The organism is Duganella sacchari (assembly GCF_900143065.1).
GTDB lineage: Bacteria > Pseudomonadota > Gammaproteobacteria > Burkholderiales > Burkholderiaceae_D > Rugamonas > Rugamonas sacchari.
This window is the reverse complement of the sequence record NZ_FRCX01000024.1, coordinates 1-15692: the sequence shown is the minus strand read 5'-3', so window position 1 is coordinate 15692 and position 15692 is coordinate 1. Positions and strand designations below refer to the sequence as shown.

Annotated in this window: 15 protein-coding genes and 1 riboswitch; of the genes, 1 reads left to right on the top strand and 14 read right to left on the bottom strand. The window is 62.9% G+C overall.

Annotation, left to right across the window (positions count from 1 at the left end):
- The first annotated feature begins 26 nt into the window (after nucleotides 1–26).
- Nucleotides 27–1754, top strand: coding sequence for an alkaline phosphatase D family protein (locus BUA36_RS29160; protein WP_084560412.1), 1728 nt, complete (start codon nucleotides 27–29; stop codon nucleotides 1752–1754).
- A 3-nt stretch (nucleotides 1755–1757) separates the two neighbouring features.
- On the opposite strand, the gene bluB is transcribed toward BUA36_RS29160, so the two are convergent.
- The 14 genes from bluB to cobT form a co-directional block, all read right to left on the bottom strand.
- The gene (gene bluB, locus BUA36_RS29155) at nucleotides 1758–2408 is read right to left on the bottom strand and encodes a 5,6-dimethylbenzimidazole synthase (protein ID WP_072790840.1); all 651 of its coding nucleotides are present in this window, start codon (nucleotides 2406–2408) and stop codon (nucleotides 1758–1760) included.
- Nucleotides 2405–3853: a cobyric acid synthase gene (locus BUA36_RS29150; RefSeq protein ID WP_072790837.1), complete on the bottom strand. Its 1449-nt coding sequence runs from the start codon at nucleotides 3851–3853 to the stop codon at nucleotides 2405–2407. Before BUA36_RS29150 ends, bluB begins: the two co-directional genes overlap by 4 nt.
- Before the next feature lies 1 nt (nucleotide 3854).
- On the bottom strand, nucleotides 3855–4739 hold the full coding sequence (locus BUA36_RS29145; RefSeq protein WP_072790834.1) for a cobalamin-binding protein: 885 nt from the start codon (nucleotides 4737–4739) through the stop codon (nucleotides 3855–3857).
- Nucleotides 4736–5716 carry a threonine-phosphate decarboxylase CobD gene (gene cobD / locus BUA36_RS29140; RefSeq protein WP_072790831.1) on the bottom strand — a complete coding sequence of 327 codons (981 nt, stop codon included), beginning with the start codon at nucleotides 5714–5716 and terminating at the stop codon, nucleotides 4736–4738. The genes BUA36_RS29145 and cobD overlap by 4 nt, the downstream gene beginning before the upstream one ends.
- Nucleotides 5709–6671, bottom strand: a complete 963-nt coding sequence (cbiB, locus tag BUA36_RS29135) for an adenosylcobinamide-phosphate synthase CbiB (protein WP_072790828.1) — start codon at nucleotides 6669–6671, stop codon at nucleotides 5709–5711. The genes cobD and cbiB overlap by 8 nt, the downstream gene beginning before the upstream one ends.
- A 2-nt stretch (nucleotides 6672–6673) precedes the next feature.
- Complete coding sequence (gene cobU / locus BUA36_RS29130; protein ID WP_072790826.1) at nucleotides 6674–7222, bottom strand: bifunctional adenosylcobinamide kinase/adenosylcobinamide-phosphate guanylyltransferase; 549 nt, start codon at nucleotides 7220–7222, stop codon at nucleotides 6674–6676.
- Entirely contained in the window at nucleotides 7219–8508 is a 1290-nt protein-coding gene (locus BUA36_RS29125) for a cobyrinic acid a,c-diamide synthase CobB (protein WP_072790823.1), read from the bottom strand. The genes cobU and BUA36_RS29125 overlap by 4 nt, the downstream gene beginning before the upstream one ends.
- A complete protein-coding gene (gene cobO / locus BUA36_RS29120) occupies nucleotides 8502–9107 on the bottom strand; it encodes a cob(I)yrinic acid a,c-diamide adenosyltransferase (RefSeq protein WP_072790819.1) in 606 nt (201 codons plus the stop codon). Before cobO ends, BUA36_RS29125 begins: the two co-directional genes overlap by 7 nt.
- Nucleotides 9104–9877 (bottom strand): ABC transporter ATP-binding protein, encoded by a 774-nt coding sequence (locus BUA36_RS29115; RefSeq protein WP_072790881.1) that lies wholly within the window; start codon nucleotides 9875–9877, stop codon nucleotides 9104–9106. The genes cobO and BUA36_RS29115 overlap by 4 nt, the downstream gene beginning before the upstream one ends.
- Entirely contained in the window at nucleotides 9877–10899 is a 1023-nt protein-coding gene (locus BUA36_RS29110) for a FecCD family ABC transporter permease (protein ID WP_072790817.1), read from the bottom strand. Before BUA36_RS29110 ends, BUA36_RS29115 begins: the two co-directional genes overlap by 1 nt.
- A gap of 56 nt (nucleotides 10900–10955) precedes the next feature.
- Nucleotides 10956–12812 carry a TonB-dependent receptor domain-containing protein gene (locus BUA36_RS29105; RefSeq protein ID WP_072790814.1) on the bottom strand — a complete coding sequence of 619 codons (1857 nt, stop codon included), beginning with the start codon at nucleotides 12810–12812 and terminating at the stop codon, nucleotides 10956–10958.
- Between the two features lie 71 nt (nucleotides 12813–12883).
- Nucleotides 12884–13102: riboswitch (cobalamin riboswitch) on the bottom strand.
- Nucleotides 13103–13106: 4 nt separating this feature from the next.
- A complete protein-coding gene (locus BUA36_RS29100; RefSeq protein WP_072790811.1) occupies nucleotides 13107–13625 on the bottom strand; it encodes a histidine phosphatase family protein in 519 nt (172 codons plus the stop codon).
- Nucleotides 13622–14389 (bottom strand): adenosylcobinamide-GDP ribazoletransferase, encoded by a 768-nt coding sequence (locus tag BUA36_RS29095; protein ID WP_072790808.1) that lies wholly within the window; start codon nucleotides 14387–14389, stop codon nucleotides 13622–13624. The genes BUA36_RS29100 and BUA36_RS29095 overlap by 4 nt, the downstream gene beginning before the upstream one ends.
- A 3-nt stretch (nucleotides 14390–14392) precedes the next feature.
- Nucleotides 14393–15418, bottom strand: a complete 1026-nt coding sequence (gene cobT, locus BUA36_RS29090; RefSeq protein WP_072790804.1) for a nicotinate-nucleotide--dimethylbenzimidazole phosphoribosyltransferase — start codon at nucleotides 15416–15418, stop codon at nucleotides 14393–14395.
- Nucleotides 15419–15692: the final 274 nt, after the last annotated feature.

Sequence of the window (15692 nt, the reverse complement as noted above, 5' to 3'; positions counted from 1 at the left end):
CATCGCTACGGCCTATGGGAGAGGACATGGAGATCAAACCGCCAATACCAACCGGACGCCGTACTTTTATCCGCCAGATGGCCGCATCCTCCGCGTTGCTGGGCGTGGGCGCGGGTGGCTTGAGCGGGTGTACCAGCACTGCTGCCGGCATTGCCGACAATGGCGCGCCGGGTTTTCGCCATGGCGTGGCGAGTGGTGATCCGCTCAGCGACCGCGTTATCCTGTGGACGCGTATCACGCCGCCGCACGGCCACACGGGCGAGATGCCCGTGCACTGGCAGATGGCCACCGATCCGGCCATGCAGAATCTCATCGGCCAGGGTAGCGTGGTGACTTCAGCGCAGCGCGATTTCACGGTCAAGGTGGATGCCGGCGGCCTGCTGCCCGGCCATGTCTACTACTATCAGTTTGCCATTGATGGTGAGAAGTCGGTTGTCGGCCGCACCAAGACGCTGGCGCGCAGCGACGTGCGCCAGGTGCGGCTGGCGGTGTTCTCGTGTTCGAATTATCCAGCCGGTTATTTCAACGTCTATGCCGACGCCGCGCGCCAAGACGATATCGACGCCGCGCTGCACATCGGCGACTACATCTACGAATACGAAAGCACGGGCTACGCCTGCGGCAATGCGGAGGCGCTGGGCCGCGTGTCCGAACCGCGCGAGCTGCTGTTGCGTACGGACGACTATCGCCGCCGCTACGCGCAGTACCGGTCGGACCCGGATTTGCAGGCCGTGCATGCGGCCATGCCGTTTATCGTGGTGTGGGACGATCATGAATTCGCCGACGATACCTGGCGCGATGGCTCGGTCGATCACAAGGCCAGCAAGTATGGTCCGTTCGAACTGCGCAAGCTGGCGGCGATAACGGCCTATCACGAATGGATGCCGATACGCGTGCCGGATGCGGCAACGCCGGACAAGATTTACCGCTCGTTCGACTTCGGCGGCATCGTTTCGCTGCACATGCTCGATACGCGCCTGATCGCGCGTGACCAGCAGCTGATGATGTCTTCCTATTACGACGAGCACAAACACTTCGACGTGGAGAAGTACAAGCAGGATGTCTGCTCGCCGCGCCGCCAGATGATAGGCCGTGAACAGATGGCATGGCTGGAAGGGCAGGTGGTTCGCTCCAGGGCGCGCTGGCAGATGCTGGGTCAGCAGGTGCTGATGGCGCGCATGGAATACCCCACTGCCGTGGTCATGGGCGAGTGCAACTGCACCGATTATTCCGCACTCAAGAAACGCGCCAAGGCAGATCCATCCTGCGTCAATGCGAAGCAGCAGCGCTGGCTGTCTGGCACGACCTTGCCGTGCTATCTGGATTCGTGGGACGGCTATCAGGCCGACCGCGAGCAAGTGTTTGAAATGATGCAGAAACACCGCAAAAACCTGGTGGTGCTGGCAGGCGACACCCATAACGCCTGGGCCAGCGATCTGCACGATGTGCAGGGCAAGCAGGTAGGCGTGGAGTTTGCAACCGCGTCGGTGTCATCGCCGGGCATGGAGGGCGCGTATCACGACCGTGACCCGGAAGATGTGGCCAGCATGATGGTGGATCTGATCGAACCGCTGTATTACGCGCAGACCAGCAAGCGAGGCTATATGATCGTCACCGCCAGCCACGATCAGGTGCGCTGCGACTGGCGCTTTGTCGATACGGTGTTCAAGCATGAGTTCACGGCAGCGACGGAACGCAGTCTGCGTGTGCTGCCGGGGCCGGGCAATCGCCGCATCGAGGAATGCCCGGCGTAAGCATCAGGCGGCGTTGTCCCAGCGGTTTTCGAACAGAATCTCGCTGATCGGCCGGCGCTGGTCCCACTTCTCCAGTTCCAGCATGGGCGCGGTGTAGAACTCGTGCACCTGCCCCACGCACAGCACGGCGATCGGCTGGCTGCCTTCCGGCATGCCGACGATCTCGCGCAGCTGCTGCGGATCGAACATCGAGACCCAGCCCGCACCGATGCCTTCCGCGCGCGCAGCGAGCCAGAAATTTTGCAGCGCGCAGGCGGCGGAGGCCAGGTCCATCTCCGGCATGGTGCGGCGGCCGAACACGTACTCATCGCGCTTGTCGATCAGGCCGACGACCAGCACTTCCGCGCATTCCAGTATGCCTTCCACCTTGAGACGCATGAAGTCTTCGGCGCGCTTGCCCAGCGCTTCCGCAGTCTTGATGCGCTCTTCGTTCACATGCTGGTGAATACGCACCCGCAGTGCGCCGTCTGTGATCCGGACGAAGCGCCATGGTTGCATGTAGCCGACGCTGGGGCCATTGTGGGCGGCTTCAAGAAAACGTTTCAGCTGGCCGTCTTCCAAGGGACCTGGTTTGAAGTGGCGCACATCGCGGCGTTCGCGGATGGCGCGGTAGACGCCGAAGATTTCGGCGTCGGTGTAAGCGTGCGGATTCATTTCAATGCGATCAGTGCGTCGAGGAGTGGCTGCGTGGCGTCGGCAATCCGATCCAGACTGGCTTCGCGCAGGGCGGAAGTGTCCACGGTGTTGTCCGAATGGAGCCCGGCCCATCGGAGAAGGGCGCTGATGGCTTGCGGCGTGTCGAACAAACCGTGCAGGTAGGTGCCCAGTATCTGGCCATCGTCGGACAGCGCACCTTCCGGGCGGCCGTCGATGAAGAAAGCAGGCCTGGCCAGCGCGCTGCCGGTGGACACGCCCATGTGGATTTCGTAACCGGCGACCGGTGCTTGTGCGTGGTCGAAGGCGCAGGTGCCCTGGACTTGCACCAGCCGCTTGTCCGGACTCATTTCCGTCCGCATGTCGAGCAGGCCGAGTGCGGGCGATACGCCGGCCTGGCCTTCCATGCCCAGTGGGTCGGTCACTTCGCGGCCCAGCATCTGGAAGCCGCCGCAGACGCCGATGACTTTGCCGCCGTAGCGAAGGTGGCGCTGGATCTGCGCCGGCCAGCCTTGGGCACGCAGCCATTCCAGATCGCCACGCGTGTTTTTACTGCCGGGGAGGATGATGAGATCTGCTGGCGGAATCGGTTCGCCCTGGCGGACAAAGCGCAGATCGACGTCCGGGTGAGCACGCAGTGCGTCAAAGTCAGTGTGATTGCTTATGCGCGGCAGGCTGGGGACCACCACGCGGAACGCGCCGCGCTCGGCCTGTACCGGCTGCACGGCATCTTCAGCATCCAGGAACAGGCCATGCAGGTAGGGCAGCACGGCCAGCACCGGCTTGCCGGTCTGCTGCTCCAGCCAGTCCAGTCCAGGCTCCAGCAGCTTGATGTCGCCACGGAAGCGGTTGATGACGAAACCAATGGTGCGTTTGCGTTCGCTCTCCGACAGGCAGGCCAGCGTGCCAACGATGTGGGCGAACACGCCGCCACGGTCGATGTCCGCCACCAGTATTACCGGGCAGTCCACCTTTTCCGCAAAGCCCATGTTGGCGATGTCGCGGTCGCGCAGATTGATTTCCGCCGGGCTGCCCGCGCCTTCCACCACCACGCTGTCGTATTGCTCCAGCAGGCGGTCATGCGATTCCAGTACGGCCTGCATGGCCACGGTTTTGTATTGATGGTAGTCGCGCGCATTCATCTGGGCGCGCACTTTGCCGTGGATGATGACCTGGGCGCCGATGTCGCTCGATGGCTTGAGCAGTATCGGATTCATGTCGGTGTGCGGCTGCAAGCCGGCAGCGATGGCTTGCAAGGCCTGCGCGCGGCCTATTTCGCCGCCGTCCGCGGTGACGGCGCTATTCAGCGCCATGTTCTGCGGCTTGAACGGCGCCACTCGTACGCCACGTCGTTTCAACAGCCGGCACAGGGCGGCAACCACGGTGCTTTTGCCGGCGTCGGAGGTGGTGCCTTGCACCATCAGGGTGGAATAAGGGAACTTCATATTATTTGCGGTGCTGGCGGGCTTCTTCGATTTTTTCACACAGGGCCTTGGTGCCTGCCACCATGCGCGGGCCGGCGCGGTTCAGCAGGTCGCCCTGCAGTCGGAACAGATTGTTGTTTTTCACAGCCAGCATATTGGGATAGGGCTTCCACAGATCGACGCTGCCGTAGTCTTTTTCGCTGGTACCGAAAATGGCTTCCGGATTTTCCTGCAACACGCCTTCGATGCTGACAACCGGTGCTGTCACCTTCAGGTCGGCGAAGATGTTGACACCACCGCACAGGCGGATGGAGTCGCTGACGATGGATTTGCCATTCAAGGTGTACAGCGGCTTGTCCCAGACCTGATAGAACAGGCGTACCGGCGGGCGGTTGGCATACTGCTTCGCCATCGCGGCAAATTGCGCGCGGATGTCGGCGGCGGTGGCGTTGGCCACGGTTTCGGTGCCCATCAACTGGCCGAGCCGCACCACGTTGTCTGCAATGCCATCCAGTTTGGCCGGCTCGCTGTGGAACAGTGGGATGCCGAGTTTGCGCAGGCCTTCAATCTGGCGCTCGAAGCCGCCGTGCATCCAGATGACGATGAGGTCGGGCCTCATGGCTGCCACGCGTTCCATGTCGATCAGACGGTTGTCGCCGACATGCGGAATCTTCTTTGCCGCTTCCGGATAATCGCTATAGGTGACTGCGCCGACGATTTTTTCGCCCGCACCGGCGGCGAACAGCAGTTCGGTCACGTGCGGCGCCATGGCGATCACGCGTTGCGCCGGCTTTTGCAGCGTGACGACATTGCCGTCATCATCGCGCACCGAGATGGGGGCAGCACTGGCGCTGGCGCTGGCGGTGGCCGCAGCCAGCAGGGCTGTGGCGAAGATCAGTTTTTTCATTGCTTGCTCCATTCAGTGAGTGCTGCTTGCAGGCGTTGCCAGCCTGCTTCGTCCGGCGGCAGGCCAAGACGGATGCCGCGTGCCGCTTGCGTAAAAAGCCGTACCCAGATGCCGCGCTCCGCCATGTGCTGCCAGAACGCTTCCGGTTGGGGCTCCGCCCACCACTGGAACAGTGGCGTGCCGCAGGATTGAATGCCGTGCGCCGCCAGCAGTGCGCGCAGACGTTCGCCGCTGGCATGCAGCTGCTTGCGCGTCGCTGCCTGCCAGGCCTGGTCACTCAGGGCCGCCACAGCGATCTGCTGCGCCGGGCCGCTGATGGTCCATGGACCCAGCAGGTCCGCCAGGTCGCGCAGCAGACCGGCGTGGGCCGCTACAAAGCCCAGACGAATCCCGGCCAGGCCGAAGAATTTGCCAACCGAGCGCAGTACGATGAGGCCAGGTTGCGCGGTGTGCGCGGCGACGCTGTTGCCCGCCGCCGTATCACCAAACGCCTCATCGACTACCAGCCAGCCGCCACGCGCCGCCAGGTCGCCGGCCCATTGCAGAAGCTGGGCGGCAGGGACGACGTCGCCGGTGGGATTGTTCGGATTGACGACGACAACGACATCGTGATGGGCGACAGCGGCCGCCAGGTCTGCATAGGGCGTCAGCGTCATCGCATGGCCATGGCCGGCCCAGTGGTGTGCATGCTCCGCATAGGATGGCGCGCTGACTGCCACGCGCGATGGGGTGCGCAAACGGGGCAGCGCCTGAATTGCTGCCTGCGTGCCAGCCACCGGCAGCATCTGCGGTGCGCCGTAGAAAGCTTGCGCCGCAGCGGTGAGCGCTGGATCAGGCTCCGGCAGACGATGCCAGGCATTGTTCGCCACCACCGGCGCCGGATACCAATGGGGATTGATGCCGGTGGACAGATCAACCCAGTCCTCGCGGCCAAAGCGTTTTGCGGCGTCGCGCAGATTGCCGCCGTGTTCAAGCATGTGTGTACTCCATGATGGCCGCAACAGTACAGGCGATGGCCAGCCACAGCGCGGTGGTGCGCGCGACCAGCAGCCAGGCGCGGTTGATATCGGCGCCGGTAGCGGGTGGTCCGTCACCCAGCACCGGGCGATGTTCCAGCTGGCCGTGGTAGATGGCTGCGCCGCCCAGCTGCACGCCAAGCGCACCAGCGCCGCTGGCCATGGTCGGACCGGCGTTTGGGCTATCCCATGCCGGAGCTTGCGCGCGCCAGCATTGCCATGCCCGGCGTTTGCCTTGCAGGCCAGGCGCCAGCAGCACGTAGGACAACGCAGTCAGACGGGCGGGAATGTAGTTGAGCGCATCGTCGATGCGGGCTGCGGCGCAGCCGAATTGCAGCAGCCTTGGCGTGCGGTAGCCCCACATCGCGTCCAGTGTATTCGCCATGCGGAACAGCACGGCGCCAGGCCCGCCTGCAACGATGAACCAGAACAGCGTGCCGAAGACGGCATCGTTGCCATTCTCCAGCAGCGATTCGGCACTGGCGCGCGTCAGCTCGATCTCGCTGGCGCTGGTGGTGTCGCGGCTGACGATGTAGGAGGTCAGGCGGCGGGCATCGGGCAGGTCATTCCTGGCCAGCGCATCGGCAATCGGCAGATTGTGGTCGCGCAGGCTGCGCAAGCCAAGTGCGAAATATAACAGCAGTGCGTGAGCTACAGACTGCGCGAGTGGCATGGCCAGTGCATGGACCAGCAGTGCGGCCAGTGCCGTCAAGGGCAGCACGGCCAGCATCCACGCCAGCACGCCGCGCAAAAAGCGTAACGGGCCTTCGCGATTGAGACGGCGCTCCAGCGCCATGGCCAGGTTGCCAAAACCGACCAGCGGATGCCAGCGGCGCACCTCGCCCCACCACAGATCCAGCAGCACTGCGGCCACCATCAATACGGCGATGGTGGAAAAGCTCAGCCCACTCAGCACGGTTATCCTTTTAAGACCAGCGGCAAGCCTGCGGCCACAAACACCACGCGGTCGCAGATCGACGCGACAGCCTGGTTCAGGCGTCCCTGTTCGTCCATGAAGCAGCGCGACACGGCGCCCAGGGGCATGATGCCCAGGCCGACTTCATTCGACACCATCACGACGTCGCTGGCGCACTTGGTCAGGGCGCTGGCTAGCATGTCTTGCTGTTCGTGGAACAGGGCCGGCAGGATGATCTCGCCAACGTCCGGATATTCTTCTCCGCCACTGAACAGCAGATTGCTGAGCCATAGCGTCAGGCAGTCCACCATAATCAGGCGGTCGGGCGAGGACCAGCGCAGCAGCTGGTTGCCCAGTGCCAGCGGCTCTTCAACCGTGGTCCATTCCGGCGAACGGCCGGCGCGGTGGTGGGCGATGCGTGCCGCCATTTCACCATCGCCAGCAGTGGCGGTGGCGATGTAGAGGACTTCCTTGCCCGAGTCGGCGGCCAGACGCTCAGCATAAGCGCTTTTGCCGGAGCGGGCGCCGCCCAGAACCAGTGTACGTGTCATATCACACTCCTAAGAAACAAAGCGGCGCTTGCCGCCGGATTGGATGGAAAGTATGCGTGAAAATACGAGGCCGATAGCGATCCTGCGCGGTACCATGCCTCACCTTGTATAGCGGAGGGATGCTTGCTAGTGTACGCGGCTGGCGCCACGTCCGTTGCCAGTTTCGAGTAGTGGAAGGTATGGCCGCGCAATATGCCTTGCGGCGTGGGCAGGCCTTGCGAGCCGAGTCCCGCAAGCCGTGGCTGCATGGCCACAGCACCGGGCAGCAGGCCTGCCATTTTCCATACTGTGCCCGATTGGTCCGCCAGCGTGTCTGCCACCGCCATCATGCCGCCGCATTCAGCGACAATCGGCATGCCCGCTGCGTGCGCTGCGCGTATGGAGGCCTGCCAGTTGCCTGCCTGCGACAGCTGCGCGGCGTGCAGCTCGGGGTAGCCGCCAGGCAGATAGACCGCGTCCGCCTCTGCCGGCACCGTTTCATCGGCCAGCGGCGAGAAAAATTTCAACGTCGCGCCCAGGGCGCGCAGTGTGTCCAGGTTGGCCGGATAGATAAACATGAAGGCGGCGTCGCGCGCAATGGCGATGGTTTTCCCGGCCAGCAGCGGTTCCGTTTGCGTGGCGGCGGGCGCGGCGCCCAGATCGACCGGGCGCAGGCTGTCCCACGCTGCCTGGTCGAACACCAGCTGGTCGGCCAGTTCATCAAGCAGCTGGTCGATATCATTCACCTCACCCGGCAGGACCAGGCCGAGGTGGCGTTCCGGCAGTGACCTGGCCTGCTTGGGCAGGGTGGCGAACAGTGGAATGTCGCGTAGCGAGGTTGCCACCATTTTGGCGTGGCCTTCACTGGCGACGCGGTTGGCGATGACACCGGCCATCTCGACCGGGCCATAGTCGCGCAACCCGAGCACCAGGGCGCCGGCGGTTTGCGCCATGGCGCCTGCGTCGATCACCGCCATCACAGGCACGCCGAATTCGCGCGCCAGGTCGGCTGATGAGGGTGTGCCGTCGTACAGGCCCATGACGCCCTCGATAAGGATCACGTCCGCTTCCGCAGCGGCTTGCGCCAGTTGTAGGCTGCACAGCTCTTTACCCACCATCCACAAATCCAGCGAGCGCACCGGTGCGCCGCTGGCGCGTTCCAGCAGCATGGGATCGATGAAGTCCGGGCCGCACTTGAATACGCGCACGCGTCGTCCCAGGCGGACCAGCTTGCGCGCCAGTGCTGCGGTGACAGTGGTCTTGCCTTGTCCCGATGCGACAGCGGCAAGCAGCAGGGCTTTTACCATTCGGTCCCCGCTTGCGCGCCAATGCCGGCCTTGAAAGCGTGTTTGACGACATTCATTTCAGTGACGGTGTCGGCAATCTCGATCAGTTCCGGTGGCGCGCCACGGCCGGTGATGACCACGTGCTGCATTGGTGGACGTGCCAGAAGATCGTTGATGACCACTTCCACATCCAGGTAGCGGTATTTGAGGGCGATGTTCAGCTCATCGAATATCACCAGGCCGATTTCCGGATCGGCCAGGAATTTCCTGGCCTGCTCCCATGCCAGTTCGGCCTTTTCGATATCGCGTTCGCGGTTCTGGGTCTCCCAGGTATAGCCTTCGCCCATGGAGTGGAAGCTGATCTCTTCCGGGAAGCGGCGCAGGAACAGCTCTTCGCCCGTCTGCATTGCGCCTTTGATGAACTGCACCACGCCGACTTTCATGCCATGGCCCATGGCGCGGATCGCCATGCCGAAGCCACTGGAGCTTTTGCCTTTGCCGTTGCCGGTGTTGACGATGATGATGCCGATTTGCTTGTCCGCAGCGGCAATCTTGGCATCGATAATGGCTTTTTTGCGTTCCATGCGGACGCGGTGACGTTCGTTGATCTCGTCGCTCATAGTGTGTTCTCGTTAGGGATAAAGATGCTGCGTGCACCATGCTGGATGACTTCAATCGGATGGCCGAGGTAGTCGCTGAGGATGTCCTCCCGCATGACATCATCCTTGCTGCCTGCCAGCCAGCGGCCATCGCCTTTCAGCAGCAGGGCGTGGGTGGAGACGCCGTGCGCCAGCGTCAGATCGTGGCCGATCATGACGGCGGTCTTGCCCTGCTCGCGGCACAGGCGCGCCAGAATATTCATCACGCTGACCTGGTGCGCGAGGTCGAGCGCATTGGCGGGTTCGTCGAGCAGCAGCAGCGGCGTGTCCTGCGCCAGCATGGCGGCGATGGCGACACGCTGGCGTTCACCACCGGACAGCGTACGCACATCGCGTCCGGCCAGGTCGGCGACTTCCATGGCTTCCAGCGATTTCAAGGCGATCGCGTGATCGTCGCTGTCTTCCCAGTAGCGGTTGCCGTGATAGGGATGGCGTGCCGACAGCACGGTTTCGATAACGCTGTAAGCAAAGGCGTCGCTGCGGCTTTGGGCGAGGAAGGCACGCTGGCGTGCCAGTTCCGCCAGCGGCCATTCCGCCAGCGGCTTGCCGGACAGGGCGACATGGCCAGCTTCCACGCCACGCAGTCCCGCCAGTGCGCGCATCAGCGTACTTTTGCCGGCGCCATTTCGGCCGATGATGCTCCAGCATTCACCTTCGGCCACCTGCCAGTTCAGGTCCGTGACCAGCTGGCGCTGGCCGATGCTGAGGGAGAGGTTGTGAGTACCGATCATCATTTGCGCAGCCGATGCAGTTGATACAGGAAGACCGGGGCGCCGATCAGCGCCGTCACCACGCCCACTGGCAGCTGGGTCGGCGCGATCACGGTGCGGGCCAGCGTGTCGGCCAGCAGCAGGAAGGTGCCGCCGGCCAGCGTGGCGGCCGGAATCAGTATGCGGTGGTCGGGACCGACCGCAAAGCGGCAGGCGTGCGGCACAATCAGGCCGACAAAGCCAATGCTGCCCGCGCTGGTGACGGCGCTGGCGGTCAGCAGGCCGGAGACGAAGAACAGGCCTTTGCGCAGCGCGCCCACGCGGATGCCCAGCGTGGCGGCGGCCTCCGCATGCAGCGCCATGACGTTGATGGAGCGGGCAATGCGCAGCGCATACGCCAGCGCAGCGATCAGGACCACCCATGGCATGACGCGCACCTGGGTACCGGACAGATCGCCGATCATCCAGAACACCATGCTGCGCAAGCGGCTTTCCGGGGCGACGGACAGCATCAGCGTCACCAGCGCCATGCAGGCGGAAGACATGATGGCGCCGGTCAGCAGCAACAGCGCGGTGCCGCCTTCGGCAGCGGTACCGCTGCGCAGGTCGCGCTTGGCCAGCAGATACAGCATCATGGCGACGGTGACGGCGCCGACGAAGGCGGCGGCATCCACCATCCAGGCGGCGCACATGAATAACAACGCGGCCAGCGCACCGACGGAGGCGCCGGCCGAAATGCCAAGGACATACGGATCGGCCAGCGGATTGCGCAGCAATGCCTGCATCATCACGCCGGCCAGCGACAGCGCTGCGCCTGTGGCGAAAGCGGAGACCGCGCGGCTGAGGCGCAGGTCGAGCAGGGTGGCTGCCAGCGTCGATTGCTGGCCGTGCAGCAGTTCATTGAGCGCTGCGGGAATATCGGAAATGGGAATCGAGACCGAACCGGTCATGCCCGAAAAAATCAGGCTGGCAAACGCAAACAGCACCAACCCGGTGAAGGTGATGACGGCGCGCTGTCGCAGATTGCGGGAGAAAGAATGCATGCACTGCTTTCAAAAAAACTGCCGGGGAAGGTGGCCAACCCCGGCAGGTTACACCATTATTTGTAGCCGTAACGGATACCGGCAAACACCTTGGAGCCTGGCGTTGCGTAGTTATTCGCCAGGTCGTACTGCTTGTCGCCGATGTTATTCCAGCGGACCAGCGCCGACCAGTCGCGCGTGATGGCGTAGGTGGCGAACAGGTTCACCAGGCCATAGCCGCCCAGGCGGGTCTTGTTGAGTGCATCGTCGTAACGGTCGCCGGACAGGTCCAGCTCCGCGCCCAGCTTCCACTGGCCGATAGCGTAGTCGGCGCTCAGGTTGCCGTGTTTCTTCGAACGGCGTGCCAGACGCTTGCCGCTGTTGTCGTCTTTGGGATCTTGTAGGTCGATGCTGGCATTCAGGTTGACCCCGGCCAGTTTGGTGGCGCCTGCGACGGTCAGGCCTTCCAGCGTGGCGTTGGCGATGTTGTACACGCAGGACTTGCCGGTACTGGTGCCGAATGGGCATGGCGTGGTGCTCAACAGCAGATCGGTCAGGCGGTTACGGTAGTAGTTGGCGCTGATCGCGTTGACGCCGTCATCCCAGCGGATGCCGATTTCTGCGTTCTTGCCTTGTTCCGGTTTGTTGGCAGGATTGCCGTAGCCTGGATAGTACAGTTCATTGTAGGTCGGCGCGCGGAAGCTGGTGCCATAGCTGGCGGTGGCGCGCAGCTGGCGCGTGAAGTCGTAGCCGTAGCCCAGCGAGCCGGTGTTCTTCGCACCGTACACCGATTTATCGCGGCGGATGGCGGCGTTCAGCAGGTTGGCGCCGCGGCGGGCGTTATAGGATGCGGCCCAGGAGTTGGTGGTGCGTTCCGGCTTGTCCAGCTTGAAACCGTTGGTGTCCACTTCTTCCTTGCGGTGATCGTACAGCACTTGCAATACATCTTCGCCAATGCGGATGTCGTTTTGCAGCGTGATGTCGGTCTGCTTGGTATTGATGCGCGAGTAGCCGGTAGCTGCCGCGCTGCTGAAGGTTTCGCCGTTGTCCTTGCTCTCTGCGTATTGCAGCAGGGTGTCGACGTTCGATACAAACTGCGCCTTGCCGTAGAGGGCGGCGGTTTCAAACAGCGCCTTGCTGCGGACATCATATGCTGACGCGCCGCTGTCGTACTGCGAATCCAGTTTGCTGTGCAAGAACAGTGCGCCGGCTTCGTAGCCGGGCGCCAGTTGCAGGCTGAATTGGCCGGAGACGTTTTCCTTGTCGTAGCCGTCGCGGTCAGGGTTGTATGAGCCGCTGGCCGGGCGCGTGGCCGAGAAGCCGTCGGATTTTTCCTTGCCGGCGCTGATCGCGTAGCTGAAGCTATGCTCACCGCCGGTGGCGCCGGACAGGGTGGCGTCGGCTTCGCGCGTCTTGTCGCTGCCGTAGCCTGCGAACGCCGTCACGCTTGGCGCACCTTTGCCTTTTTTGGTGAAAATCTGGATGACGCCGCCGATGGCGTCGGCGCCGTACAGGGAGCTCAGTGGGCCGTAGACGATTTCGATATGGTCAATCGCGGTCAGCGGAATGGCGCTCCAGTTGGCGGCGCCGGTGGTCGAGGAACCGATACGCACACCGTCCACCAGCACGATATTGTGGTTGCTGTTGGCGCCACGGATGTAGACGCTGGACGCCGTACCTGCGCCGCCATTACGGGCGATCTCGATGCCGCGCTGGCGCTGCAGCAGGTCGATGATGGAGCCGGCGCCCGATTCCGAAATCTGCTCGGCGCTGATCGTGATGGTATCGCTGATGACGTTGGCCAGCGGTTGCGGGGTACGGGTGGCGGTGACAACCACGGTGCCATTGTTGACTGGTTCGGCGTGCGCGTAGCAGGCAGCCATGGCCAATGCCAGCGACGACAGCGCCGCAGGACGGGAGATACGAAGGGTCATGATGTTATTTCTGTTAGTAGCAACTGGCCGACGTCCCCGTTGGCCAATTGTGAACAGAAGCGAGGGGCAGCCCGCTTCCACCTGGTTTGGCCGGTATCCGGGCTAACAAGTGGAACCACCTTACCTTCCCATGCCTCGGCACAGTGGTTATAAGAGGTGATGTGTCGCGTACAGCGGCGACGCTTGCTTACCGTTGCGGGGGCAGCACACGTTGGCTTTTATGGCTTCGTGTTTCCCGTTTAACTGCAGGTCTGAACAGACATGCGGGCACCAAAACCCGCACATTATACGGGTTTAAAGGGTCAAAGTGGAGCCGTAGGGGATTTGGTGGGCGCTTTGCGCGGCCTGTCGCGCCATCTCCGCAGGGGCAAGGCCGGCGTGGCAGGCAGTGAGCAAACGGATGGCGCCGGCGTGGCAGATGACGATGGCGGACTGGCCTTGCAGCGCCGTGTGGAATGCGCTGATGCGCTGCGCCATCTGCAATACGCTCTCGCCGCCGCCGGGGCGGTAGTTGACCGTGTCGGCGGCCCAGGCGTCGATGGCTGCGCGGGGGATGGCGTCCCATGGCTGCATTTCCCAGTCGCCGAAATGCATCTCGGCCAGGCGGGCATCATAGTGTGGCGTTGGCGTCAGGCGGGCGGCCAATTCGGCGCAGCGGCGCAGGGGGCTGGAATAGATGGGCAGATCGCTGGGCAGCCGCAGCGTCGCCAGTGTTTGCTCCAGCTGCTCGGGCGCGACCGCCAGATCGGTACTGCCGTAGCAGATGCCTGGGGCGACCAGCGGCTGGGGATGGCGGACCAGTATCAGCGTCATCGCGTGAAGCTGGCCAGGACGCATAGATAGAACATCACTTCGGTCACCTGCTGCACCGCGCCCAGGCAATCGCCCGTGTAGCCGTCGATGCGGTGCACGCATTTACGGGCCAGCCAGAACGTCGCGATGGCCGTTGCCACCACGCCGCTGAACAGCGCAGATACTGGCAGCCAGTGCAGCGCACCGGCCGCCATGACAGGCAGGGCAACCGTGAGTGCGGCGATCAGGAATTCGCGGTTGCTCATTTTCTGTGCAAGCGGCTTGGCCTTGCCTTCTGCGCGTGCGTAATCGAGACGCCAGATCAGCGAGGCCGCCATCAGGCGGGAAAGCGGATGGGCCACGAATAAGGCGCCAATCGCGGCCAGCGGCGGCAGCATGGACAGCGTCACCAGTTTCAGCGCCAGCATGCACAGCGTGCCGATCGCGCCGTAAGCGCCGATGCGCGAGTCCTTCATGATCTCCAGCACGCGCTCCTGCGTCATGCCGCCACCGAAGCCGTCGCACATATCGGCAAAGCCATCTTCATGGAAGGCGCCGGTGGCGTAGATGCCGGCTGCGGTGGAGATAACTACAGCAACTGGCGCTGGCAGGAAGTACGACGCCAATGCATAGGCGCCGCCAGTAATTGACGCCACCACGACACCGACCAGCGGAAAGTAGCGCGAGGCCTGGTTCAGCCACGCAGGATCAAAGCCTACCCAGCCAGGGATGGGCAAGCGGGTAAAGAACTGCAGGGCAGTGAAGAACAGGCGGAGCTGATGCATCGCTTACTCGGACTTTTCGCTGACCTGGGCCGACTCAAATGTGGCCATCTGGTTCAGGAAGTTGGCGGCAGCGTGCAGCAGCGGCAGCGCGAGTGCGCAGCCAGTCCCTTCGCCCAGGCGCAGACCAAGGTTCAGCAAAGGTTTCGCGTTCAGCGCTTCCAGCATCTGTTGGTGGCCGTTCTCGTTGGAGCAGTGGGCAAACACGCAGTAATCCAGAATGGCGGGCTGCATGCGGGCGGCGACCAGCAGTGCGCTGGTAACGATGAAGCCATCGATGAGCAGCACCTTGCGCAGTTCGGCCGCTTTCAGCATGGCGCCGGCCATCATGGCAATTTCGAGACCGCCGAAGGTGGCGAGGACATCATGCGCTTCGGTGGCATGTACGTGCTTGGCGACGGCGGCTTCGATGACGTGCTGTTTATGCAGTATGCCTTCGGCCGACAAGCCGGTGCCGGCGCCGACACATTGCGCGACCGGGATGCCGGTCAGCTTGTGCATCAGGGCAGCGGCGGCCGTGGTATTACCAATGCCCATTTCGCCGAAGCCGACCACATTGCCTTCCAGTTCAGCCACCAGGGCCATGCCGGTGGCCAGCGCGGTATCGCACAGTTCACTGCTCATGGCGGGCTGCTGCGCAAAGTTGTGGGTGCCATGGGCCAGCTTGCGGTCAGTCAGGCCGCTGCGCGGGCCGAAGTCGTGATTGACGCCCGCATCGATCACGCGCAGGTCACAGCTGTTCTGTGCAGCGAAGACGTTGATGGCGGCGCCGCCAGCCAGGAAGTTCTCCACCATTTGCCAGGTCACGTCCTGCGGATAGGCGGAGATACCCTCGGCCACCACGCCATGGTCGGCAGCGAAGACCAGGATCGCTGGCTTACTAATAGAGATAGCCCGCGTGTTCTGTATGAGGCCCAATTGCTTGGCCAGTGCCTCCAATACGCCCAGGCTACCCAGCGGCTTGGTCTTGTTATTAATGGCGTTGTCGAGTTGAACAGCGAGCGCGTCATTGCGAGTAGGGGAGATTGGCATGGGGCGATGTATGAATCGAAGAATTTATTATTCTACCCCTTGCCAAAGCGGGTGGTGGCTTGCTATAGTTCGGTCCCTCGCGAAACGAAGCATGCAAATGCAGAGTGAAGCGAAAAAAAGAAGAGCTTGACGAGATGTACGAAACGCCTCATAATCTTGCCTCTTCGCTGATGAACAAAACGCTTTATCAGCAGCGCAGTACAGAATGATCTTTAAAAAATTACAGTCGATAAATGTGGGCGTTTGATGCTGCAACAAAAAGCATTAAATGCTC